Here is a 20,208-nt window from a genome sequence, read left to right on the forward strand (position 1 = left end):
GTTCAGCCGACGGCGAGTGACCGTGCCGCGCCATTGCGCCAGCGGGCCAGGTGTTCGTCGGCGTAGCGCCGCATGCAGCGCAGCACGGCGCTTTCGTGTTGCATGAGGAAGAAGTGGTGGCCGTCGAACATGTCCAGGGAAAAGCCGCTGGCGGCGTCGAGCTGCCAGTCGAGCAACTGGTCGGCGCGCACGCTGTCCTGCTTGCCGCCAAACACGTGGATCGGCATGCCCAGCGGTGTGCGCTCGCCGTAGGTGAAGCTGCCGCACAACAGGAAATCGGCGCGCAGGATCGGCAGCATCAACTGCATCAACTCGGGGTTGGCCAAGGCCTCTTCGGCGGTGCCTTGCAGTTCGCGCAGACGGGCGATCAGTTGTTCATCGGTCTTTTCGATGGCGTACTCGCTGACGTCGCGACGCGCCGGTCCGGCCGTTCCGGAAGCGAAGAGGGCAAGCGGCGGCGGCACGTTGCGCGCACGCAACGCATGCGCCAGTTCGAAGGCGAGCAGGCCCCCAAGGCTGTGACCGAACAAGGCGTAGGGGCCGCTCAAGTCGTGGCTGATTTCGTCCGCGAGCTGGGCCGCCAAGGCCTTGATATCGCGCTGCAACGGCTCGTCCATGCGCATGCCACGCCCGGGCAACTCCAGCGGACACACCTGCAACCATTCAGGCAGGGCCCGGCGCCAGCGCGCATAAACCATGGCGCTGGCGCCCGAATAGGGCAGGCAGAACAGGCGCAGTCGGGTCGGCGTACTCATCGAGTGACGACTCCAAACTGAAACACGCTGTATGCACGATAGAAACCCATTTCGTCCTCCTGCGGGTGCTGATCCTTGGCCGTATTGCTAACGGACCTGTCACCCAGAAGAACGGACGGCACCGGCAAATAATTAGTCGCCGGGTACGAGAGAGACGTGGTTCACACCTAACAAGAAAGCATAAGATTAGTTCGCCTTCTCATTTGACAATCATTATCATTCAGCATAATTTGTTGCCCGATGTGTAGGAGGCCTCAGCAAGGACGCCCTCCCCTAACCTCTTTTGCGACAAGGTGATTTCCATGACGGAACAAGTATCCACAGGCAGGTGCGACTCACCGCTTCTCCAGGCATTCGTCGATAATCGGCTGATTCTGGTGAAGATCGCGGCGCGCATTACCGGCTGCCGCTCCCGTGCAGAAGACGTAGTGCAGGACGCCTACTTCCGGCTGCAGTCGGCACCGACGATCACGTCATCGTTCAAGGCTCAATTGAGTTATCTGTTCCAGATCGTGCGCAACCTGGCCATCGATCACTACCGCAAGCAGGCCCTGGAGCTCAAATACTCCGGGACGGAAGAGGAAGGCTTGAATGTGGTTATTCACGGCGCTTCACCGGAAACCTCGCACATCAACTTCAACACCCTGGAAAACATCGCCGACGCCCTGACGGAGCTGCCGCAACGCACGCGCTACGCGTTCGAGATGTACCGTTTGCACGGCGTCCCGCAAAAGGACATCGCCAAGGAACTCGGCGTGTCGCCGACCCTGGTGAACTTCATGATCCGGGATGCGCTGGTGCACTGCCGCAAGGTGTCGGGGAGCCATAGCGATACGTTTGCACGTCGGGTTTGACGCTCAGCAGAGTGATCTGACACTCAGCAAATTAAATGTGGGAGCTGGCTTGCCTGCTCCCACATGAGCCTATGTCCACCAGGACGATCTGTATCGTGCCTGTCAGGGCACCGGCATCACATCGATACGATACGGCTCGAAAATCTTCAGCATCTCGCCATCATCGCGCAAACGCTTGAGCAACGCGGCAAACGCTTCCCCCGTAATCGGCGCTTTCGGGCGCAACAAGGCGTAGTGGTGATAGACCTGGTCAATGCGTTCCGACACCAGGAACTGCCCGGCCATATCCGCGTTGCGCACCATGAAGTCACTCAAGTACGAACGCGTCACCAGGGCGATGTCGGCTCGCCCGCGCGCGACCATCAACAGGTTGCTGTCATGGGAGTAGGTCAACGTGGCATTGAAGTGCTCGGCCATGTACTTGGGGTCGGGGTTGAAGTTGGCGAAGGCGTAGTGATAACCGCTGAATACCGCCAGGCGCTTGCCGTTCAAGTCAGCGAAGTAAGCCTGATCACGGCCGGGCTCTCGCTGGGCGACGAAAATTTCCGCGTCTTCCAGACCCATGTCGACTGTCGTGTGGGAAATCTTCTGCCAGCCCCAGGCGGGGTTTTCGAAGATCGCCATATCGACTCGGCCCTGCTCGAAATCGCGGAAGCGTCGAGGGATAGAGGTGGGCACCAACACAAACTGGTAATCGGTTTGCGCGGCGTTCAAGGCCTCGACCAGTTGCGGCAGCAACCCCGTATCGGCGCCCTGCTCCGGGCGCACGGTGTAGGGTGGAAAGTGCGCCGCACCGATGCGCACCAACTGCGCAGCCGAGGCTGGCATCCACCACGCGGTGCCCAGTGCCCAAAAGGTAAGTCCTGCAGCCAGCCGCCATGGCGAAAACATCAAGGCACACACCGTTCAAAAACACTAATGGCAATAAGCTAGGCGTTTTTGTCTGGCGAGACAACTTTCTACCGGCAAATTAATAGCTTGCACTTCAATCGGCCTTCAAAACCATCAACAGGGCTTCTTCAGCCAGTTGTTCGAGGGTCATGCTGCCTTCTGCGCGGAACCAGGTGGTCGTCCACGACAACGCCCCGGTCAGAAAACGTCGGGTGATAAATACATCGCCCCTGATGTAACCGGCGTCCTTGGCCTCGCCCAGCACCTGCAGCCACAGTGCCTCATACACGTCACGCAGGGCCAGCACCTGGGCCTGGCCGTCGGCCGACAAGGAGCGCCATTCGTACACCAGCACCGCCATCGCCTCGCCGCTGCCGCCCATGATCGACTGCAATTCGCAGCGGATCAGCGCCAGCACCCGCTCGCGTACGTTGGTGGCTTCCTCAAGGGACGCGCGCATCATCGCGGTGTTGTAGTGGATGGTTTCTTCCATCACCGCACGCAGGATCTCGTCCTTGCTCTTGAAGTGGTGAAAGATACTGCCGGACTGAATGCCCACAGCACTGGCCAGGTCACGCACGGTCGTGCGCTCGAAGCCTTTGTTGCGAAACAAGTGGGCGGCCGTCTGCAGCAGCTTGCCCCGGGCGCTGTCGGGGTCGGTCAATTGGCCGCCGTCGACCATGGTGCGCATCACCCGCTGGGCTTTATGCTCATCCATGCCTCTCTCCTCTACTTCCACGGACGTCTTGGCCGGCAATTTAGGCCGTGGCGGCCACCCAAGCAAGCGCTTGGCTAAAACTTGTGACTGGAGTTTACAAACCAAGCGCTTGCTTGGTAGTCTCGCCCACAGCCATTCGAGGAAGGATTTCTCATGAGCAAGACGGTTCGTATCGGCTGTGCCAGCGCCTTCTGGGGCGACACCTGCACCGCCGCCGCCCAACTAGTGAACGGCGGCACGCTGGATTACTTGGTGTTCGACTACTTGGCGGAAGTCACGATGTCGATCCTCGCTGGCGCGCGCATGAAGGATCCCCAGGCGGGCTACGCCACGGATTTTGTCGACGTGCTCACGCCGTTGTTGGCGGATATCCAACGCCAGGGCATTCGCGTGATCAGCAATGCTGGCGGCATCCATCCACAAGCCTGTGCCGCCGCCCTGCAAGCGGCGTGCGACAAAGCCGGTGTCGAACTCAAAATCGCCGTACTGTTGGGCGATGACCTGCTTCCCCAGCTCAAGCCACTGCACGGCATCACGGACATGTTCAACGGCACCCCCTTGCCGCCCGTGTGCGTGTCCGCCAATGCTTATCTCGGCGCACCGGGCATCACCCAGGCACTGGCCCTGGGCGCGGATATCGTCATCACCGGCCGCGTGGTCGACAGCGCCGTGGTCAGCGCGGCGCTGGTGCATGAGTTCGATTGGTCCTGGCAGGACTACGACCGCCTCGCCCAGGCCGCATTGGCCGGGCATATCATCGAATGCGGCGCGCAGTGCACCGGCGGTAATTTCACTGATTGGCGCGACGTGCCGGACTACGCACACATCGGTTTTCCCATCGTTGAAGTCAGCGCCGACGGCCAATTCACCGTCAGTAAGGTCGACGGTACCGGTGGGTTGATCAGCGAACTCAGCGTCGCCGAACAATTGCTGTATGAAATCGGCGACCCGCGCGCCTATCTGCTGCCGGATGTGATCTGCGACTTCAGCCAGGTCAAATTGCAGCAGCAGGGCAAAAACTGCGTGCGCCTGCACGGCGCCAAGGGTTTGCCGCCCACCGATCAGTACAAGGTCAGCGCGACCTACCCGGACGGTTTCCGCTGCACCGCCAGTTGCCTGATCGCCGGAATCGACGCAGTGGCCAAGGCCGAGCGGGTCAGCCAGGCAATCATCGACAAGACCTCGGAGCTGTTCAGCCAACGCGGCTGGGCGCCTTACACCGAGGTGAATATCGAACTGCTCGGCAGTGAAGCGACCTATGGCACTCACGCAAGGCGCCAGGACTGCCGTGAAGTGGTGGTGAAACTGGCGGTGCGTCACCCGAATAAACAGGCGCTGGTGCTGTTCGCCCGTGAGATTGCCCAAGCCGCCACTGGCATGGCGCCGGGCCTGACCGGCATCGTCGGCGGACGACCGACCGTGTACCCGTTGATCCGGCTGTTTTCATTCCTGATCGATAAATCCGCCTGCGAGCTGCTGATCGACTTTCAAGGGGAACGCCACGCCTGCACCCTGCCGGTTGCCGACGCCCCCGCCCTGCCCGAAGCACCGATTGACCCTCCCAAGCCACAAGGCCGCGCCGACGCCAGCGTACCGCTGGTGAAACTGGCCGTGGCGCGCTCCGGCGACAAGGGCAACCACAGCAATATCGGCGTGATCGCACGCGATCCCGAGTACTTGCCGTGGATCGCCGAAGCGCTGACCCCGGAAGTGATCGTCGACTGGATGGGCCACGTGTTGGACCCCGTGCACGGTCGCGTCGAGCGCTGGTATTTGCCCGGCAGCCACAGCCTCAACTTCCTGCTGGAAAACGCCCTGGGCGGCGGCGGTATCGCCAGCCTGCGCATCGATCCGCAGGGCAAGGCCTTCGCCCAGCAACTGCTGGAAATCCCTATCGCCGTGCCGCAACAGATCGCAGATTTACTCAAATAACAGGAGCGTTGCCGTGGCCTTCGACTCGATCTTCAAAACCGACCTGTTCCAGGGTCACACCGTGATTGTTACCGGCGGCGGCAGTGGTATTGGCCGCTGTACCGCCCATGAACTGGCGGCCCTGGGTGCCCAGGTGATCCTGGTGGGGCGCAAGCCGGAAAAGTTGGAGAGGGTCGCGGCAGAAATTGCCGAAGATGGCGGCGTTGCGCAGTGGGGCGCTTGCGATATTCGCGACGAAATCAGCGTCACCACACTGGTCAGCCACCTCATTCAACAATACGGCCCGATCCACGGCCTGGTTAACAACGCCGGAGGGCAATACCCGTCACCGCTGGCTTCAATCAACCAGAAAGGCTTTGAAACCGTAGTCCGCACCAATCTCGTCGGCGGCTTCCTGATGGCCCGCGAAGTGTTCAACCAATCCATGAGCAAACACGGCGGCGCCATCGTCAACATGCTCGCGGACATGTGGGGTGGCATGCCCGGCATGGGTCACTCGGGTGCCGCGCGCGCCGGCATGGACAACTTCACCAAGACCGCCGCCTTCGAATGGGGCTACGCCGGGGTAAGGGTCAACGCCGTTGCGCCGGGCTGGATCGCCTCCAGCGGCATGGACACCTATGAAGGCGCGTTCAAGGCGGTGATCCCGACGTTGCGCGAACACGTGCCGCTCAAGCGTATCGGCACCGAATCCGAAGTCAGCGCGGCCATCGTGTTCCTGCTCAGCCCCGCCGCCGCGTTTATTAGCGGCAGCACCTTGCGCATCGACGGCGCGGCCAGCCTGGGCAGCCGCGCCTGGCCGTTGCACAAGGCGCAGGCACCGAGCGAGTCCTTCAATGGCTTTCATCGTGCTTACCTGCCGGATGTGCTCAAGGCGGAGAAATAAACCATGCCGGTGATTGAATCCCTGATCGACGCCCACAGCGCCCAGTTCGCACAAAACCGCGCGGCCATGCTCGCGACCATCGCCCAACTTCATCAGTTGGAATCCAACCTGCTCGCCAAGGCTCAGGAGGCCAAGCCCAAGTTCGACAAACGCGGCCAACTACTGCCCCGCGAGCGCCTCAACCTGCTGCTGGACCCCGGCGCGCCGTTCCTGGAACTTGCCAGCCTGGCCGGCTACAAGCTGCACGATGACAAGGACGGCAGCGCCGCCGGCGGTGGGTTGATCGCCGGCATCGGCTACGTCAGCGGCGTGCGCATGCTGGTGGTGGCCAATAACAGCGCGATCAAGGGCGGCACCATTTCCCCCACCGGCCTTAAGAAGTCCCTGCGCCTGCAACAGATCGCCATGGAGAACAAACTGCCGGTGGTGACCCTGGCCGAAAGCGGCGGCGCCAACCTCAACTACGCCGCAGAGATTTTCGTGGAGGGCGCGCGCAGCTTTGCCAACCAGGCACGCATGTCGGCCATGGGCTTGCCGCAGATCACTGTGGTACACGGCTCGGCCACGGCCGGCGGCGCCTATCAGCCGGGGCTGTCGGATTACGCGGTGGTTGTGCGCGGGCGGGCCAAGCTGTTCCTCGCCGGACCGCCGCTGCTCAAAGCCGCAACGGGTGAAGTGGCGACGGATGAAGAACTCGGGGGCGCCGAGATGCACGCGCAAATCGCCGGCACCGCCGAATACCTGGCGGAAAACGACGCTGATGGCGTGCGCATCGCGCGGGAGATCGTCGGCCTGCTGCCCTGGAATGATCGCCTGCCCGCAGTGCCCAGACGTCCCTATAAAGAACCGCTGTACCCCATTGAAGAACTGCTGGGCCTGATCCCCGACGACCCGAAAAAACCCTACGACGTCCGCGAAATCCTCGCGCGCCTGGCCGACGGCTCGCACTTCCTCGAATTCAAAGGCGAGTTCGATGCCCACACCGTCTGCGGCCACCTGCACATCCAGGGTCGCGCCGTCGGTGTGATCGGCAACAATGGCCCGATCACACCCAAGGGCGCGAGCAAGGCCGCGCAATTTATCCAGCTCTGCGACCAGAGCCGCACGCCGTTGCTGTTCCTGCACAACACCACCGGTTTCATGGTCGGCACCGAGTCGGAGCAGCAAGGCGTGATCAAGCACGGCGCGAAGATGATCCAGGCAGTGGCCAATGCACGGGTGCCTAAACTGACGATAGTGGTGGGCGGTTCTTATGGCGCCGGCAACTATGCGATGTGCGGCCGTGGGCTCGACCCTCGCTTCATTTTCGCCTGGCCCAACAGCCGCACGGCGGTGATGGGCGGCGCACAGGCGGGCAAGGTGCTGCGCATTGTCACCGAGGCCAAGCAACTGAAAGATGGCCTGGTGCCGGACCCCAAGGTGCTGGACATGCTGGAACAGGTCACCGCGCAGAAGCTCGACAGCCAGTCCACTGCGCTCTACGGCAGCGCGAACCTATGGGATGACGGACTGATTGATCCACGGGATACGCGAACCTTGCTGGGCTTTCTGCTGGATATCTGCCATGAGGCCGAGGTGCGTGAGTTGCAAGCCAATACCTTCGGTGTAGCACGCCTCTAAATTTCGCCCGAGACGCTCCGCGTCGCGATAAGGAGCACAATAAAAATGATCTTTACCCAGGAACACCGGGAATTGCGCCGCACCGTCCGCGCCTTCGTCGACCGCGAGATCAACCCCCATGTGGACGAATGGGAAAAAGCTGGGCGCTTTCCCATCCACGAGATCTTCCGCAAGGCCGGCGACCTCGGCCTGCTGGGCATTTCCAAGCCGGAGCAATTCGGTGGAATGGGCCTGGACTACAGCTACTCCATCGTCGCCGCCGAAGAGTTCGGCACCATCCGCTGTGGCGGCATCCCCATGTCCATCGGCGTGCAGACCGACATGTGCACCCCCGCCCTCGCCCGCTTTGGCAGCGATGAACTGCGCGACGAATTCCTGCGCCCGGCGATCAGCGGCGAGCAGGTCGGCTGCATCGGCGTCTCGGAAACCGGCGCCGGCTCCGACGTGGCCGGGCTCAAGACCCACGCGCGCAAAGACGGTGACGACTACGTGATCAACGGCAGCAAAATGTGGATCACCAACTCGCCGAGCGCCGACTTCATCTGCCTGCTGGCCAACACCTCCGACGACAAACCGCACATCAATAAGTCGCTGATCATGGTGCCGATGAACACCCCCGGCATCAGCGTCAGCCCGCCCCTGGAAAAGCTCGGCATGCACAGCTCCGAGACTGCCCAGGTGTTCTTCGACGGCGTGCGCGTGCCCCAACGTAACCGCATCGGCCACGAAGGCGCGGGGTTCATGATGCAGATGCTGCAGTTCCAGGAAGAACGCCTGTTTGGCGCGGCCAACATGATCAAGGGCCTGGAGTACTGCATCGACAGCACCATCGAATACTGCAAAGAGCGCCAGACCTTCGGCAAGGCGCTGATCGACAACCAAGTGATCCACTTTCGCCTGGCCGAACTCGCCACCGAAATCGAATGCCTGCGCGCGTTGGTCTACCAGGCCACCGAGCAATACATCAAAGGCCAGGACGTGACCCGCCTGGCCTCCATGGCCAAGCTCAAGGCCGGGCGCCTGGGCCGCGAAGTCAGCGACAGTTGTCTGCAATACTGGGGCGGCATGGGCTTCATGTGGGACAACCCCGTGGCCCGCGCCTATCGCGATGTGCGCCTGGTGTCGATCGGCGGCGGCGCCGACGAAATCATGCTGGGCATCATCTGCAAACTGATGGGCACCTTGCCGGGGAAAAAATCATGAACACCCTGCTGCTCGAACCGCACAACGGTGTGCTGCACATCACCCTAAACCGCCCGGAATGCCGCAATGCGATGAGCCTGGAAATGGTCAATGAACTGCGCAACGTGCTGGCGCAGCTGGATAGCCAGACGCGGGCCGTGGTGATCAGCGGCGCAGGCGGGCACTTTTGCGCCGGGGCGGACGTGAAAGACCTGGTCACGGCGGGCAATCAACTCCAGGCGCTGAACCGGGCGTTTGGCACCTTGCTGCTGGCAGTGGAAGCCGTGCCGCAAGTGGTGATCGTGGTGCTGCAAGGCGCGGTGCTGGGCGGCGGTTTTGGCCTGGCGTGCGTGAGCGATATCGCCATCGCCGATCACCAAGCGCAATTCGGCCTGCCGGAAACCAGCCTGGGCTTGTTGCCGGCACAGATTGCACCCTTTGTGGTGAAGCGGATTGGCCTGACCCAGGCACGCCGCTTGGCACTCACCGCCGCGCGCTTTGATGGCGTAGAGGCCGAGCGACTGGGGGTCGTGCACTTTACCGAGCGCGATCCGCAGGCGCTGGCAGAACGATTGGATGAAGTGTTGAGCCAGGTACTGAAGTGTGCGCCAGGCGCCAATGCACGGACCAAAGCGCTGCTGCTCGCGAGTGTGGATGAACCGATTGAGGCAGTACTGGATCGAGGAGCGCAGTGGTTTGCCGAGGCCGTGAGGAGTGAGGAAGGGATTGAGGGGACGCAGGCGTTTGTGCAGAAGCGGAAACCGAAGTGGTGCAGATGACGCCATCGCGGGCAAGCCCGCTCCCACATTTTTGACCTCGTACGACGCACAAAAAAGGTCGGCTTTCAGGCCGCCTCGCTTTTGATCTGGAGCGCCCCGTCAAACACGCTGGCCGAACGCAGGCTTGAATCCGTGGGTAACCCGGCAGGACGCCGGGTTAGCCGCACTGGGCCATGGATGGCCCATTGCGGCGGCCCACGGATTCAAGCCGGAGTGAGGGCATGCCGAGCCTAGGCGAGGCACCGAGTGTTGGGGCAAGAGCGTTTTGCTTACTTTTGCGCTCTTCAAAAGTGAGCCGCCGTAAGGGCGGAACCCATAGCAGCCGTTACCCAAACAACGGATATGTACCCGGAGCCCAAAAATGCCGCAGCTAACAAAAATCCTAATCGCCAACCGCGGCGAAATCGCCTGCCGCATCCAACGCACCGCCCAATCCCTAGGCTATCGCACTGTGGCCATCTACAGCGAAGCCGACGCCCAAGCCCTGCACGTCCAGATGGCCGACGAAGCCGTCCACATCGGCCCCGCCCCCGTCCAACAGTCGTACCTGAATATAGAAAGCATCATAAACGCCGCCAAACGAGCAGGCGCCGATGCCATCCACCCCGGCTACGGCTTCCTCTCCGAAAACCCCGACTTCGCCCGCGCCTGCCAACACGCCGGCCTCACCTTCATCGGCCCCAGCGTTGAGGCCATCGAACTGATGGGCAGCAAACGCCTATCCAAACTCGCCATGCTCGAAGCCGGCGTCCCCTGCATCGCCGGCTACCAAGGCAGCGCCCAGGACGACACCACCCTGCAACAGGAAGCCGACCGCATCGGCTACCCCCTGATGATCAAGGCCAGCGCCGGCGGCGGCGGTCGCGGCATGCGCCTCGTACACCAATCGAAAGACCTGCTGGACAACCTGCACACCGCCCGCTCGGAAGCCAAAAACGCCTTCGGCAGCGACGAACTGATCCTCGAACACGCCCTGATCGACCCGCGCCACGTCGAAATCCAGCTGTTCGGCGACAGCCACGGCCACCTCATTTACCTCGGTGAGCGCGACTGCTCGATCCAGCGCCGCCACCAGAAAGTCATCGAAGAAGCCCCCTGCCCTGTCATGACGCCCGAGTTGCGCCAAGCCATGGGCGAAGCCGCTTTGAAGGCCGGACGTGCGGTGAACTACGTCGGCGCCGGCACCGTGGAGTTCCTGCTCGACCGCCACGGTCGGTTCTACTTCCTGGAAATGAACACGCGCCTGCAAGTGGAACACCCGGTGACCGAACTGATCACCGGCCTCGACCTGGTGGACTGGCAACTGCAGATCGCCGCCGGCCAACCGCTGCCGTTGACGCAGGCCGACGTCACCCTCAGCGGCCACGCCATGGAAGTGCGCTTGTACGCGGAAGACCCGACCCAAGGCTTCCTGCCGCAAACCGGCGATGTGTTGCGCTGGGACCCAGCCACTGGCGCGCGTATCGACCATGGCGTGATGGAAGGCCAACGCATCAGCCCGTTCTACGACCCGATGCTGGGCAAGATCATCGCCCATGGCGCCACTCGCGAAGAGGCGCGACGCAAATTGCTCCGGGCAGTGGAAGACACGGTGCTGCTAGGGGTCGCGACCAACCAGCCACTGCTGGTGGATTTGCTCAAGCATCCGGACTTTGTCGGCGGCGATTTCAGTACCGGGTTTATCGCTGAGCACTTCCGCGAAATCCCGCCCCTGACGCCATCAACAGAACAGCTGGCCCTGGCCGCCGCGCTGTTTTACCAGCACAGTGCCAACCAGCACCCCCAAGGCCTGGCGGGATGGCGCAACAACGCCAGCGCGCCTTGCACCTATCGCCTGGAGGTCAACGGGAACATCCATACCGTCAGTGCTGAGCCACTGCAACTCACCACCGACGGTCGCCATGCCACCCTGGTCTTCAATGGCATCCGGCGCCGCACCGCCTATCACCTCGACGCCAATCAGTTGTGGCTGCCCGGCCTCAAGGTGATCAACCGCACCCAGCAAGTCGCCAGCCGCCAGGCCGACGCCAGCAGCGGCACGGTCAAGGCGCCGATGGACGGTGCAATCGTCGATGTGCGGGTCAGCGCCGGCGACAGCGTGACCAAAGGCCAGTTGCTGCTGGTGCTCGAAGCCATGAAAATGGAGCATCCGCTGACGGCCGGTATCGACGGCGTGATCAAGGGCGTGCAAGTGATTGCCGGTGATCAGGTGCGCAATCGTCAGGTTCTGCTGGAGATCGTCTAGCCCCTAGGCGGAACTACAGGGCCGGGCTACGCTCTATCCCCAACAGAAAGGGAAGAGTACGGGAACCTGCACGATGCCTCATTGGCTGATTATTGACCTTGAAGCCACAACGGATGAAGGCGGCTGGCCCGTGACGGAGATGGAAGTCATCGAGATCGGCGCGAGCCTGGTCAACCGCCAGGGCCGCGAGCTGGACCACTTCCAGCGCTTTGTGCGGCCGCTGCGCCGGCCATTGCTGACGCCCTTTTGCCGCCAACTGACCCACATCACCCAGGCCAACATCGATAGCGCGGCGCCGATTACCGAGGTGTGGCCGCTGTTCGAGCGCTGGCTGGGCCAGCATCAGCCGCGCCTGGAAGGCTGGGCCAGCTGGGGCGATTACGATCGCAAGCAACTGGAACTGGAATGGCAACGCCATGGCCTGGCCAGCGCACTCGCCACCACGCCCCATGTGAACCTCAAGCAACGCTTCGCCAAGGCCCGCCGCCTGGACAAGCCCCTGGGGCTCAATGGCGCCCTGCAATTGGCGGGGATGCAGTTTCATGGCCAGCAACATCGGGCGCTGGAGGATGCACGCAATACGGCGCGCCTGCTGCCGCTGATTTTGCCGGTCTAGGCAGCTCCTCTGCCCTTGGGCATACTGGCCGACCTTTCCAGACCCTTTTCCGAGGAATCGCCCATGTTTAAAGTCAACGAGTACTTCGACGGCACCGTCAAGTCGATCGCTTTCGGCACCGCAGAAGGTCCGGCGACCATCGGCGTCATGGCCCCCGGCGAATACGAATTCGGCACCGCCCAACGTGAAATCATGCACGTGGTGTCCGGCGCGCTGACCGTCAAACTGCCAGATGCCAGCGAGTGGGAAACCTTCGCCGCCGGCAGCCAGTTCAACGTGCCGGCCAACAGCAAGTTCCAGCTGAAAGTCGCCGTGGACACTGCTTACCTGTGCGAATACCGCGGCTAAGGCTTTCCCGGAAGCAAAAAAATGCCCGTCTCACAAGAGACGGGCATTTTTTATACGTGAGGAAAACTACTCCAGGATCGTCACCGGCATCCCGACTTCCAACCGCCCAATGCCATCGTTGACCAGGTTCTGGCCGAAAATCGCACCGTCTTCGGTCTTGCGGTAAGCCTCCAGCGTGGCGAAGGGTTCGCGGTCGGCGCTGCGCTCGCCGGTGTGCGGGTCGATGGTGGTGAGGATGCAGCGCGAGCACGGCTTGACCGCACGGAACTCCACGTCGCCGATGCGCAGGCGTTTCCAGCCGTCTTCGGCGAAGGCTGCGCTGCCCTCGATGACGAGGTTGGGACGAAAGCGCAGCATGTCCATGGAGCGGCCGATGCGTTGGGAAAGATCGTCCAGCGACGCCTGACCGATCACCAGCAGCGGGTAACCGTCGGCAAACGCGACCTGATCGTCGTCCTTGCCGTAACCGGCCTGGGTGGTGCGGGCGCGTTCAACGGGGATTTGCACCAGGCGCGTTGGCTTGCCGATGAAGTCGCTGACCCAAGCGGCCGCCGCGTCTCCCGCGTCCGGTACGCGCAGAGTGTCACGCCAGATCGTCACCCCCCGCAATTCGGCGTCGCTACCCGGCAGCGCCACGTCCAGCGCGGCGTAGCCCGGAGAACTCAATGTGAGGCCGCCGCTGCTGTTCCACAGCGCCGACAACTGACTCATCTTAGCCACAGCGCGCTGCGTGAGGAAACGCCCGCTGGCTTCATCCACCAGCATCCAGCGTCGGTCCCCGTCCACCCCGAGCTTATCCAGGCCGACCTGCTGCAGGATTTCGGCCTTGCCGGACTTCAAGGGGTAACGGTACAACGCGCTGAGACGAAGCATGGGCCTGCATTCCTGAGGGGCAAAGCCATCACCCTAAGGTCAAGCGGGCGCTTCGTCCAGCATCAGACGCTGACGCACCACATCGACCAGCTTGTCGGGCTGGAATTTGGACAGGAAGTTGTCACAGCCGACCTTCTTCACCATCGAGTCGTTGAAGCTGCCGGACAACGAGGTGTGCAGCACTACATACAGGCCACGCAGGCGCGGGTCGTTGCGGATTTCGGTGGTGAGGCGGTAACCGTCCATCTCGGGCATTTCGGCGTCGGTGAAGATCATCAGCAGCTTATCGGTCATTACGTGGCCGGCGTCGGCCCAGGCCTTGAGCATGTTCAGCGCCTTGAGGCCGTCACTGGCGATGTGCATCTTCACGCCCAGTTGGCCGAGGGTGTCGCGCAGTTGCGAGAGGGCCACATTGGAGTCGTCCACCAGCAGCACCTCGCGGCCACGGGCGCGCTCCAGCACCGGGTCTTCGAGTTTTTCACGGGAGACCTTGGCGTTGTACGGCACGATCTCGGCCAAGACTTTTTCCACGTCGATGATTTCCACCAACTGGTCGTCGACCTTGCTGATGGCCGTGAGGTAATGCTGGCGACCGGCGCTGGTCGGCGGCGGCAGGATAGCTTCCCAGTTCATGTTGACGATGCGGTCCACACCGCCCACCAGGAACGCCTGCACCGAGCGGTTGTACTCGGTGACGATAATGGTGCTGTTAGGGCCCGGTACCAACGGGCGCATGCCGATCGCCTGGGACAGGTCGATCACCGGCAGGGTCTGGCCCCGCAGGTTGACCACGCCGCAGACGAAAGGATGGCGCTGCGGCATCAAGGTCAGCTTGGGCAGTTGCAGGACTTCCTGCACCTTGAACACGTTGATCGCGAACAGCTGGCGCCCGAACAGGCGGAACATGAGGATCTCCAGGCGATTCTCACCCACCAGCTGCGTGCGTTGATCTACCGTGTCGAGAATGCCAGCCATTAAAAGCTCCTGATGCGCAAAGGGATTGTGCTGCTCACTTAAGGCTTGTTATCGGCGGCAAGCGCCAGACCTTGACCCTTGTAAAATGCCACGTAAATTCATTGATGTCACACTGACATCATGGTTTACTGCGCTGGCCTCTCCACAGAGCGGCACAGCGACGTTGCACGACATTCAATTCGATGCAAGGTTCCGCTATGTAAGGGATTCCCCTATGCACAATCAGGCCCAACCTGATATTCGCAATATCTAATAGCCATTAATGTGACGCCATTCTCAATGCATGAATGGAGTCAGGCTTTTGTTTGCCATCCCAAGCCCTCGGCCCACGGCCCTTCCAGACCTCCAGATGTCGGCAATTGAAGGTGCGCAATTGACCCCGCCTACGAGGGCCGCGCAGAGCCGTCGCCGTCACTCTAATAAACGCCCTACTAAAAACTCGGAAGCAACCTACAGATTCCAGTCATATTTGATCGCTACTTTTAAGCCATTCACCCGGTGCGACATCTCATCACCCGACCTTATGTTGTGGAGACTTGCATGATGAACGACGGTAAGGAGTGGCAACTTGCTCTTCCCGAATTCCTGCATGAAGCTGAAAAGCTGCTGGTCAAGTCGGAAGAGTGCCTGAGCCACCTGCACTTAATCCGAAACGACAGTGACGCCATCGACTGCATGAAGATCAGCCTGATCAAGCTCGCTGAAAAGGCCGACTGCCTTGCCCTGCAAGCGATCAGCGAATTTTCACGGCACATCCAGTACCTGATCGCCAATGCCGAAAGCCCCCTGCAATTGCATGATCAAGCCTTGGACGCCCTGGAGGAGTGCCTCAAGTTGCTGGCCTGGCAGTTGGAGTTGATTGATGTAAAGACAGGTCAGTTGGCACTGGATGAAGCGGAGCAGACCACGCTGATTGCTACGGTAACGCTGCATATTCCACAAAAGGATTTCAGCTTTAAACCACAGCAACGCACGCATCACGCGTCCTGAATAGATCGCAGGTCGTATTTAAACCTGAAGTTGTCTGAAAACGACATAAGCCGTTAATCCAACCGAGTTGAACTGAGCAGAAAAAGATATCAATTAGCCATTAACGGTAATATCGATACAACCAAACAAAAATAATATAACCCCCCCACTCCATGAACTCTGGGAATACCGCCCGGAGCATTTGCGCAGTTAATACCCCTTGCCAGGCACGGCACCAGGCGACCAACGGTAACAGTGGTGGTACTATGCCCGACTCGAAGTGACTCAACTTCATCATGCATAAAAACGATTCGATAACGCATTCCAAACAGAGTCCTGTCAGCCGCCGTGACCGGACTTCCCGCAGCGAACCTTCATTGGCTCCATCCGCTATGTACGCCAACCTCAAGACACTCATCGCAAGGTCCGCGTCCCGCAGCAATGCACGCCGTCTGATCCTCGCCCTGTGCCTTGGCTCGCTGCTGCTGAGCCTGTGGGCCTACAGCTTCTCCGCCGCCTTGCCGCTGCTGGTGGTACTTAACCTGGCCACGCTGGTGGTGGTCGGCCTGCAACAGTGGCACTCGCGTAAATCCATCAAGTTCCAGCCCCAGGAACTGGCCGATCGCCTGCTGCAAGTGCAGGAAAACGAACGCCACCGCCTCAGCCGCGAATTGCATGACGATATTGGCCAACTGCTCACCGCCGCCAAGCTGCAAAGCGAATGGCTCAAGCGCCGCCTGCCCGAAGACCTGCAAAGCCAATGCACGGTGCTATGCAACACCCTGAATGAAACCCTGGCCAAGGTGCGTGACGTCTCCGCCATCCTCAACCCTCGCCAATTGGCCAGCCTGGGTTTGGAAGCCAGCCTGCGCGCGCACCTGCTCAAGACCCTGGAAAACACCCCAATTCACTGGAGCCTGGAATGCCAGCAGCGGTTGACCGGCATCCCGGAAGAAATGGCCGTGGCGGCCTTTCGCATCACCCAGGAAGCGGTGACCAACATGCTACGCCACGCCCAGGCGCGCAATCTGCTGGTACGCCTGCAACGTCTCCCCGAGGGCCTGTCGCTGAGCATCTGCGATGACGGCCAGGGTTTTTCGCCGGCCATCAACCCGGGCCTGGAAGGCCAACGAGGCATGGCCGGCATGTCCGAGCGGATTGATCAGCTTGGCGGTTCGTTATCCGTCAACAGCCAGCCAGGCAAAGGGACACGGATCGACGCGCTTTTCCCATGGGCGCCCCGCGCCCTCGAACGGGCCAGTTCCCCTAAGGTTATCGAGTGACCTGCACATTACTCCTGGTGGATGACCATGCTCTGATCCGGGCCGGCGTACGCGCGCTGGTCCAGGACATTCCCGGCTACACGGTGGTCGGTGAGGCCAGCGATGGCGTACAGTTGCTGGAGCAGTTCAGCGCCCTGCTACCCGATATCGTGCTGTTGGACCTGTCGATGAAGCACACCGGTGGGCTGGATGCCCTGCAGCAACTCAAGCGCGCCTACCCCAAGAGCCGCGTGCTGATCCTGTCGATGCACACCGACCCGGAACTGATCATGTGCGCGCTGGAATCCGGCGCCCACGGCTACCTGCTCAAGGACACCACCGCCAACGAGCTGGAACACGCGTTGCTGGCCCTGCGCAACAACGAGCGCTACCTGAGCCCGGCGATTGCCCACACGGTGATCAACCAGGCGCTGGTGCGCAGCCAGGGCCCCACCACCCCGGCCGGCCATAGCCATAACCTTACCGCGCGGCAGCTGGAGATTCTGCGGTTGATTGTGCGCGGCAAGTCCACCCGGGAAATCGCCCACGGCCTGGGCCTGAGCATCAAGACCGTGGAAGCGCACCGCTCGCAGATCATGAAGCGTTTGCAGATTTTCGACGTGGCGGGCCTGGTGTTATTTGCGGTGCGCGAGCAGATCATCAGCCTGGACGACTAACGGCGAATCCACCGGCAGGTGCACGCGCAGGGCCTTGGGCAGGGCCTCGAAATGCAGGTCATCGCCCTCCAGAGGTTCGCCATCCAGGTTGATATACAGGCCTTGTGCGACCTTGATATTCACCCATGGCAGGCGCGCCCGCACAAACATGGTGTCCAGGCCCCAGCCATTGTTCATCAGCTCGCGCAGAGTGCCGACCACTTCCTGGGGTGCGGGCAGGATGCTGATATCCAGCAAACCATCATCGGCCATGGCGCCTGGGCATAGCTCATGCCCTCCGCCCGCCTGGCGACCGTTGCCGATACCCAGCGCGAGCAACTCGCCTTTCCAATGGAAATCCGGGCCATCCAGCTCGGCGTAGGCGGCCTTCAATTCGCTGAACCGCGTCAAGCCCGTGAACAGGTAGGCGGCGCCGCCCAGGACTTTCTTCAAGTCCTCGGAAGTGTTGGCGGTGACTTGGCTGCCGAAGCCGCCGGTGGCCATGTTGAGGAAGATCTGCCCGCCGACCTGGCCGAGGTCGATCGCCTTGGCCGGTACGTCCAGCAGCGCCAGCGCCGGACCCGGCTCCAACGGCACACCGGCAGCCTTGGCGAAGTCGTTGGCGGTCCCGAGGGGCATCAGCACCAGGCTGGCGTCGGTCTTGGCCTGGGTCATGGCTTCGGCGACGTCACGCAAGGTGCCGTCGCCGCCGCCGGCGATGATGTGGGTGTAGCCATCGGCTAGGGCTTCGTTGACCAGGCGTTGGGCGTCGCCGCCTTCCCATGTGACCCGTACTGCCAACTCCCAGCCTTGTTCACGGCGAGCCTTGACCGCTGCGCGTACGTCCTCGTTGAGGGCTTGCTTGCCGTGGAGGATCAACAGGGCTTTGGGGGTGGTCATGGGTGGGTTACTCCTGGATTCAAAGGTGCTTGGAAGATGTGGACCTTTGGGGAGGGGGTTTGGTTTAGCGGGTGTATATCCATTTTTTTGGTAACGGCCACTATTGGTTCCGCCCTTACGGCGGCTCACTTTGGAAAAACCGGAGCCAGCGCCAGAGCAGATTGATATGTGCCTGATACAAGAGATCTAAATTGTGGGAGCGGGCTTGCTCGCGAAGGCGATGGATCAGTTAAATCAACTGTGACTGACACACGGAAGTGCGCACCAACATTTGATCCAGGAGAACGCCTTTCGTCGCCACTGTCATTTCTGACAGTAGAGCGTTTACATCTATAGCGTTTTACTGACTCCCGCACCTACACACTAAATGTAAAGGAGCTTCAAATGGAAAACGCCTCTGATCCGAAAAAGACCACAAACCCCGGCCACTCTACGCTGGCAATCACTAAAGTAACTAATCACCTAGGCGAGGTGGTTCCTCCTGGTGGAACCTTAATCACTCGCCAGTTCGCAACCTTCAGCGGCACCTGCCCTCCTCACCCTAAGACCAGGATGCTTATATTCACCCGCCTAGACACCCCCGGTGCCTATGAGTTTCCAGTGGTGGCGAACGCCACCACTTGGGAGACAAAAGCGAATTTCCGAAACCCGGGGAGTTGGGAGCATGTCATCAAGGATTCGGATTTTGACGAAAGTTCTCCCCCAGTCACGTATGTATGGATGGATGTAACGAACCCGCTCGTTGAGTGAGATTGCGTGCGCCAGCAGTCAACGGCGAGACCGCTTTTAAAACGATGGCCGGGCCAGCGATCCGTCGCAGGTTCGATTTTCAAGCGGCTCTCGCCAACGCTTATTCAGCCTTTGTGCAACTTGCTCATCAACTGCGCTTCAGCCTGGGTCAGTCCGCAGGATTGGGTCAACTCATCCACCGTAGCCCCCATCCCCACCAGCTTCGCCGCCTGCGCAAACGAAAGACTCGAAGGATCCCGCTGCTCAATCTGCGCCAGTTTGTCAGGCAACGGCGCAAGAATCGCGCGCAACTCATGCACCTCGTCCCCGACTTTCACCGCACTCTGCTGAAAGTGATCAACCCGCTTCACCAACTCCAGCACCCGCCGATCACGCAGAGCATCACGCTCAGCCTGCTGCAACAACAGTTCACGCTGCTGACGCACATAGCGCAACAGAAATGCCAAAGTCCCGGCCCACAACAGGGCCAGGACAATCACTGCGGCCTCAAGGAACAATCAGATGCTCTCCAGTTCCGACCATTCTTCTTCGCTCATCATCTTGTCCAGCTCAACCAGAATCAGCAGCTCGCCGTTCTTGTTGCACACGCCCTGGATAAACTTGGCGGACTCCTCGTTACCCACGTTCGGCGCAGTTTCCACTTCCGACTGGCGCAGGTAAACCACCTCGGCCACGCTGTCGACCATGATCCCGACCACTTGCTTGTCGGCCTCGATGATGACGATACGCGTGTTGTCGTTAACCTCAGTCGGCACCAGGCCGAAACGCTGGCGGGTGTCGATCACTGTCACCACGTTGCCGCGCAGGTTGATGATGCCCAGCACGTAGCTTGGCGCACCCGGTACCGGAGCGATCTCGGTGTAGCGCAGCACTTCCTGCACGCGCATCACGTTAATGCCATAGGACTCGTTGTCCAGTTTGAAGGTCACCCATTGCAGGATCGGATCATCCAAACCTTGTGCGGACGCTGACTTGTTCATACCCCTGACCCCTTCAA

21 protein-coding genes are annotated in these 20,208 nt (G+C 61.1%); 13 read left to right on the forward strand and 8 right to left on the reverse strand.

Annotated features, from left to right (window positions below; translation table 11 throughout):
• Positions 1-2: 2 nt before the first annotated feature.
• The gene (locus EJ576_RS20905) at positions 3-755 is read right to left on the reverse strand and encodes a thioesterase II family protein (RefSeq protein WP_126570994.1); all 753 of its coding nucleotides are present in this window, start codon (positions 753-755) and stop codon (positions 3-5) included.
• Between the two features lie 302 nt (positions 756-1,057).
• Between EJ576_RS20905 and EJ576_RS20910 the strand changes: the two genes are divergently transcribed.
• Positions 1,058-1,609: an RNA polymerase factor sigma-70 gene (locus tag EJ576_RS20910; RefSeq protein WP_005789991.1), complete on the forward strand. Its 552-nt coding sequence runs from the start codon at positions 1,058-1,060 to the stop codon at positions 1,607-1,609.
• Positions 1,610-1,711: 102 nt separating this feature from the next.
• On the opposite strand, the gene EJ576_RS20915 is transcribed toward EJ576_RS20910, so the two are convergent.
• Both EJ576_RS20915 and EJ576_RS20920 read right to left on the reverse strand, forming a co-directional pair.
• Positions 1,712-2,500 (reverse strand): ABC transporter substrate-binding protein, encoded by a 789-nt coding sequence (locus tag EJ576_RS20915; RefSeq protein ID WP_122725699.1) that lies wholly within the window; start codon positions 2,498-2,500, stop codon positions 1,712-1,714.
• A gap of 94 nt (positions 2,501-2,594) precedes the next feature.
• A complete protein-coding gene (locus EJ576_RS20920; RefSeq protein ID WP_122725697.1) occupies positions 2,595-3,218 on the reverse strand; it encodes a TetR/AcrR family transcriptional regulator in 624 nt (207 codons plus the stop codon).
• A gap of 153 nt (positions 3,219-3,371) precedes the next feature.
• Here EJ576_RS20920 and EJ576_RS20925 point away from each other — a divergent pair, with 153 nt between their 5' ends.
• The 8 genes from EJ576_RS20925 to EJ576_RS20960 all read left to right on the forward strand — a co-directional run bounded on the left by EJ576_RS20925 (position 3,372) and on the right by EJ576_RS20960 (position 12,826).
• Positions 3,372-5,150, forward strand: coding sequence for an acyclic terpene utilization AtuA family protein (locus tag EJ576_RS20925; RefSeq protein ID WP_126570995.1), 1,779 nt, complete (start codon positions 3,372-3,374; stop codon positions 5,148-5,150).
• Between the two features lie 13 nt (positions 5,151-5,163).
• A complete protein-coding gene (locus EJ576_RS20930; protein ID WP_122725693.1) occupies positions 5,164-6,036 on the forward strand; it encodes an SDR family oxidoreductase in 873 nt (290 codons plus the stop codon).
• A 3-nt stretch (positions 6,037-6,039) separates the two neighbouring features.
• Positions 6,040-7,656 carry a geranyl-CoA carboxylase subunit beta gene (gene atuC, locus EJ576_RS20935; protein ID WP_126570996.1) on the forward strand — a complete coding sequence of 539 codons (1,617 nt, stop codon included), beginning with the start codon at positions 6,040-6,042 and terminating at the stop codon, positions 7,654-7,656.
• Between the two features lie 45 nt (positions 7,657-7,701).
• The gene (gene atuD, locus EJ576_RS20940; RefSeq protein ID WP_126570997.1) at positions 7,702-8,859 is read left to right on the forward strand and encodes a citronellyl-CoA dehydrogenase; all 1,158 of its coding nucleotides are present in this window, start codon (positions 7,702-7,704) and stop codon (positions 8,857-8,859) included.
• Positions 8,856-9,617, forward strand: a complete 762-nt coding sequence (locus EJ576_RS20945; RefSeq protein WP_126570998.1) for an enoyl-CoA hydratase/isomerase family protein — start codon at positions 8,856-8,858, stop codon at positions 9,615-9,617. Before atuD ends, EJ576_RS20945 begins: the two co-directional genes overlap by 4 nt.
• Positions 9,618-9,978: 361 nt before the next feature.
• Positions 9,979-11,862, forward strand: a complete 1,884-nt coding sequence (locus EJ576_RS20950; protein ID WP_126570999.1) for an acetyl/propionyl/methylcrotonyl-CoA carboxylase subunit alpha — start codon at positions 9,979-9,981, stop codon at positions 11,860-11,862.
• Between the two features lie 73 nt (positions 11,863-11,935).
• Positions 11,936-12,478 carry an exonuclease domain-containing protein gene (locus tag EJ576_RS20955; protein WP_028617301.1) on the forward strand — a complete coding sequence of 181 codons (543 nt, stop codon included), beginning with the start codon at positions 11,936-11,938 and terminating at the stop codon, positions 12,476-12,478.
• A gap of 63 nt (positions 12,479-12,541) precedes the next feature.
• Positions 12,542-12,826: a pyrimidine/purine nucleoside phosphorylase gene (locus EJ576_RS20960; protein WP_010208796.1), complete on the forward strand. Its 285-nt coding sequence runs from the start codon at positions 12,542-12,544 to the stop codon at positions 12,824-12,826.
• 66 nt (positions 12,827-12,892) lie between these two features.
• Here the strand turns inward: EJ576_RS20960 and EJ576_RS20965 are convergent, their stop codons facing one another.
• Positions 12,893-13,699, reverse strand: coding sequence for an MOSC domain-containing protein (locus EJ576_RS20965; RefSeq protein ID WP_123474450.1), 807 nt, complete (start codon positions 13,697-13,699; stop codon positions 12,893-12,895).
• A 39-nt stretch (positions 13,700-13,738) separates the two neighbouring features.
• The gene (locus EJ576_RS20970) at positions 13,739-14,674 is read right to left on the reverse strand and encodes a chemotaxis protein CheV (RefSeq protein WP_028617303.1); all 936 of its coding nucleotides are present in this window, start codon (positions 14,672-14,674) and stop codon (positions 13,739-13,741) included.
• Positions 14,675-15,214: 540 nt separating this feature from the next.
• Here EJ576_RS20970 and EJ576_RS20975 point away from each other — a divergent pair.
• The 3 genes from EJ576_RS20975 (at position 15,215) to EJ576_RS20985 (ending at position 17,582) form a co-directional block, all read left to right on the forward strand.
• The gene (locus tag EJ576_RS20975) at positions 15,215-15,664 is read left to right on the forward strand and encodes a hypothetical protein (protein ID WP_178083562.1); all 450 of its coding nucleotides are present in this window, start codon (positions 15,215-15,217) and stop codon (positions 15,662-15,664) included.
• A 371-nt stretch (positions 15,665-16,035) separates the two neighbouring features.
• Positions 16,036-16,926 (forward strand): sensor histidine kinase, encoded by an 891-nt coding sequence (locus EJ576_RS20980; protein WP_122725683.1) that lies wholly within the window; start codon positions 16,036-16,038, stop codon positions 16,924-16,926.
• Positions 16,923-17,582: a response regulator transcription factor gene (locus EJ576_RS20985; protein WP_122725681.1), complete on the forward strand. Its 660-nt coding sequence runs from the start codon at positions 16,923-16,925 to the stop codon at positions 17,580-17,582. Before EJ576_RS20980 ends, EJ576_RS20985 begins: the two co-directional genes overlap by 4 nt.
• On the opposite strand, the gene yegS is transcribed toward EJ576_RS20985, so the two are convergent.
• Entirely contained in the window at positions 17,541-18,461 is a 921-nt protein-coding gene (gene yegS, locus EJ576_RS20990) for a lipid kinase YegS (RefSeq protein WP_126571000.1), read from the reverse strand. The two genes, EJ576_RS20985 and yegS, sit on opposite strands and share 42 nt — an antisense overlap.
• Before the next feature lie 384 nt (positions 18,462-18,845).
• Here yegS and EJ576_RS20995 point away from each other — a divergent pair, with 384 nt between their 5' ends.
• Positions 18,846-19,211 carry a hypothetical protein gene (locus EJ576_RS20995; RefSeq protein ID WP_122725677.1) on the forward strand — a complete coding sequence of 122 codons (366 nt, stop codon included), beginning with the start codon at positions 18,846-18,848 and terminating at the stop codon, positions 19,209-19,211.
• A 104-nt stretch (positions 19,212-19,315) separates the two neighbouring features.
• On the opposite strand, the gene EJ576_RS21000 is transcribed toward EJ576_RS20995, so the two are convergent.
• Both EJ576_RS21000 and EJ576_RS21005 read right to left on the reverse strand, forming a co-directional pair.
• Entirely contained in the window at positions 19,316-19,708 is a 393-nt protein-coding gene (locus EJ576_RS21000) for a DUF2802 domain-containing protein (protein WP_122725674.1), read from the reverse strand.
• A complete protein-coding gene (locus EJ576_RS21005) occupies positions 19,709-20,191 on the reverse strand; it encodes a chemotaxis protein CheW (protein WP_010564003.1) in 483 nt (160 codons plus the stop codon). It abuts the gene before it with no gap.
• Positions 20,192-20,208: the final 17 nt, after the last annotated feature.

Source organism: Pseudomonas sp. C 49-2 (assembly GCF_003970195.1).
GTDB classification, from domain to species: domain Bacteria; phylum Pseudomonadota; class Gammaproteobacteria; order Pseudomonadales; family Pseudomonadaceae; genus Aquipseudomonas; species Aquipseudomonas canadensis.

What these genes read in the sequence shown, in the direction of transcription:
- EJ576_RS20905 (WP_126570994.1), bottom strand. Translation starts at nt 755, where the DNA reads ATGAGTACGCCGACCCGACTGCGCCTGTTCTGCCTGCCCTATTCGGGC.
- EJ576_RS20910 (WP_005789991.1), top strand. Translation starts at nt 1,058, where the DNA reads ATGACGGAACAAGTATCCACAGGCAGGTGCGACTCACCGCTTCTCCAG.
- EJ576_RS20915 (WP_122725699.1), bottom strand. Translation starts at nt 2,500, where the DNA reads ATGTTTTCGCCATGGCGGCTGGCTGCAGGACTTACCTTTTGGGCACTG.
- EJ576_RS20920 (WP_122725697.1), bottom strand. Translation starts at nt 3,218, where the DNA reads ATGGATGAGCATAAAGCCCAGCGGGTGATGCGCACCATGGTCGACGGC.
- EJ576_RS20925 (WP_126570995.1), top strand. Translation starts at nt 3,372, where the DNA reads ATGAGCAAGACGGTTCGTATCGGCTGTGCCAGCGCCTTCTGGGGCGAC.
- atuC (WP_126570996.1), top strand. Translation starts at nt 6,040, where the DNA reads ATGCCGGTGATTGAATCCCTGATCGACGCCCACAGCGCCCAGTTCGCA.
- atuD (WP_126570997.1), top strand. Translation starts at nt 7,702, where the DNA reads ATGATCTTTACCCAGGAACACCGGGAATTGCGCCGCACCGTCCGCGCC.
- EJ576_RS20945 (WP_126570998.1), top strand. Translation starts at nt 8,856, where the DNA reads ATGAACACCCTGCTGCTCGAACCGCACAACGGTGTGCTGCACATCACC.
- EJ576_RS20950 (WP_126570999.1), top strand. Translation starts at nt 9,979, where the DNA reads ATGCCGCAGCTAACAAAAATCCTAATCGCCAACCGCGGCGAAATCGCC.
- EJ576_RS20955 (WP_028617301.1), top strand. Translation starts at nt 11,936, where the DNA reads ATGCCTCATTGGCTGATTATTGACCTTGAAGCCACAACGGATGAAGGC.
- EJ576_RS20960 (WP_010208796.1), top strand. Translation starts at nt 12,542, where the DNA reads ATGTTTAAAGTCAACGAGTACTTCGACGGCACCGTCAAGTCGATCGCT.
- EJ576_RS20965 (WP_123474450.1), bottom strand. Translation starts at nt 13,699, where the DNA reads ATGCTTCGTCTCAGCGCGTTGTACCGTTACCCCTTGAAGTCCGGCAAG.
- EJ576_RS20970 (WP_028617303.1), bottom strand. Translation starts at nt 14,674, where the DNA reads ATGGCTGGCATTCTCGACACGGTAGATCAACGCACGCAGCTGGTGGGT.
- EJ576_RS20975 (WP_178083562.1), top strand. Translation starts at nt 15,215, where the DNA reads ATGATGAACGACGGTAAGGAGTGGCAACTTGCTCTTCCCGAATTCCTG.
- EJ576_RS20980 (WP_122725683.1), top strand. Translation starts at nt 16,036, where the DNA reads ATGTACGCCAACCTCAAGACACTCATCGCAAGGTCCGCGTCCCGCAGC.
- yegS (WP_126571000.1), bottom strand. Translation starts at nt 18,461, where the DNA reads ATGACCACCCCCAAAGCCCTGTTGATCCTCCACGGCAAGCAAGCCCTC.
- EJ576_RS20995 (WP_122725677.1), top strand. Translation starts at nt 18,846, where the DNA reads ATGGAAAACGCCTCTGATCCGAAAAAGACCACAAACCCCGGCCACTCT.
- EJ576_RS21005 (WP_010564003.1), bottom strand. Translation starts at nt 20,191, where the DNA reads ATGAACAAGTCAGCGTCCGCACAAGGTTTGGATGATCCGATCCTGCAA.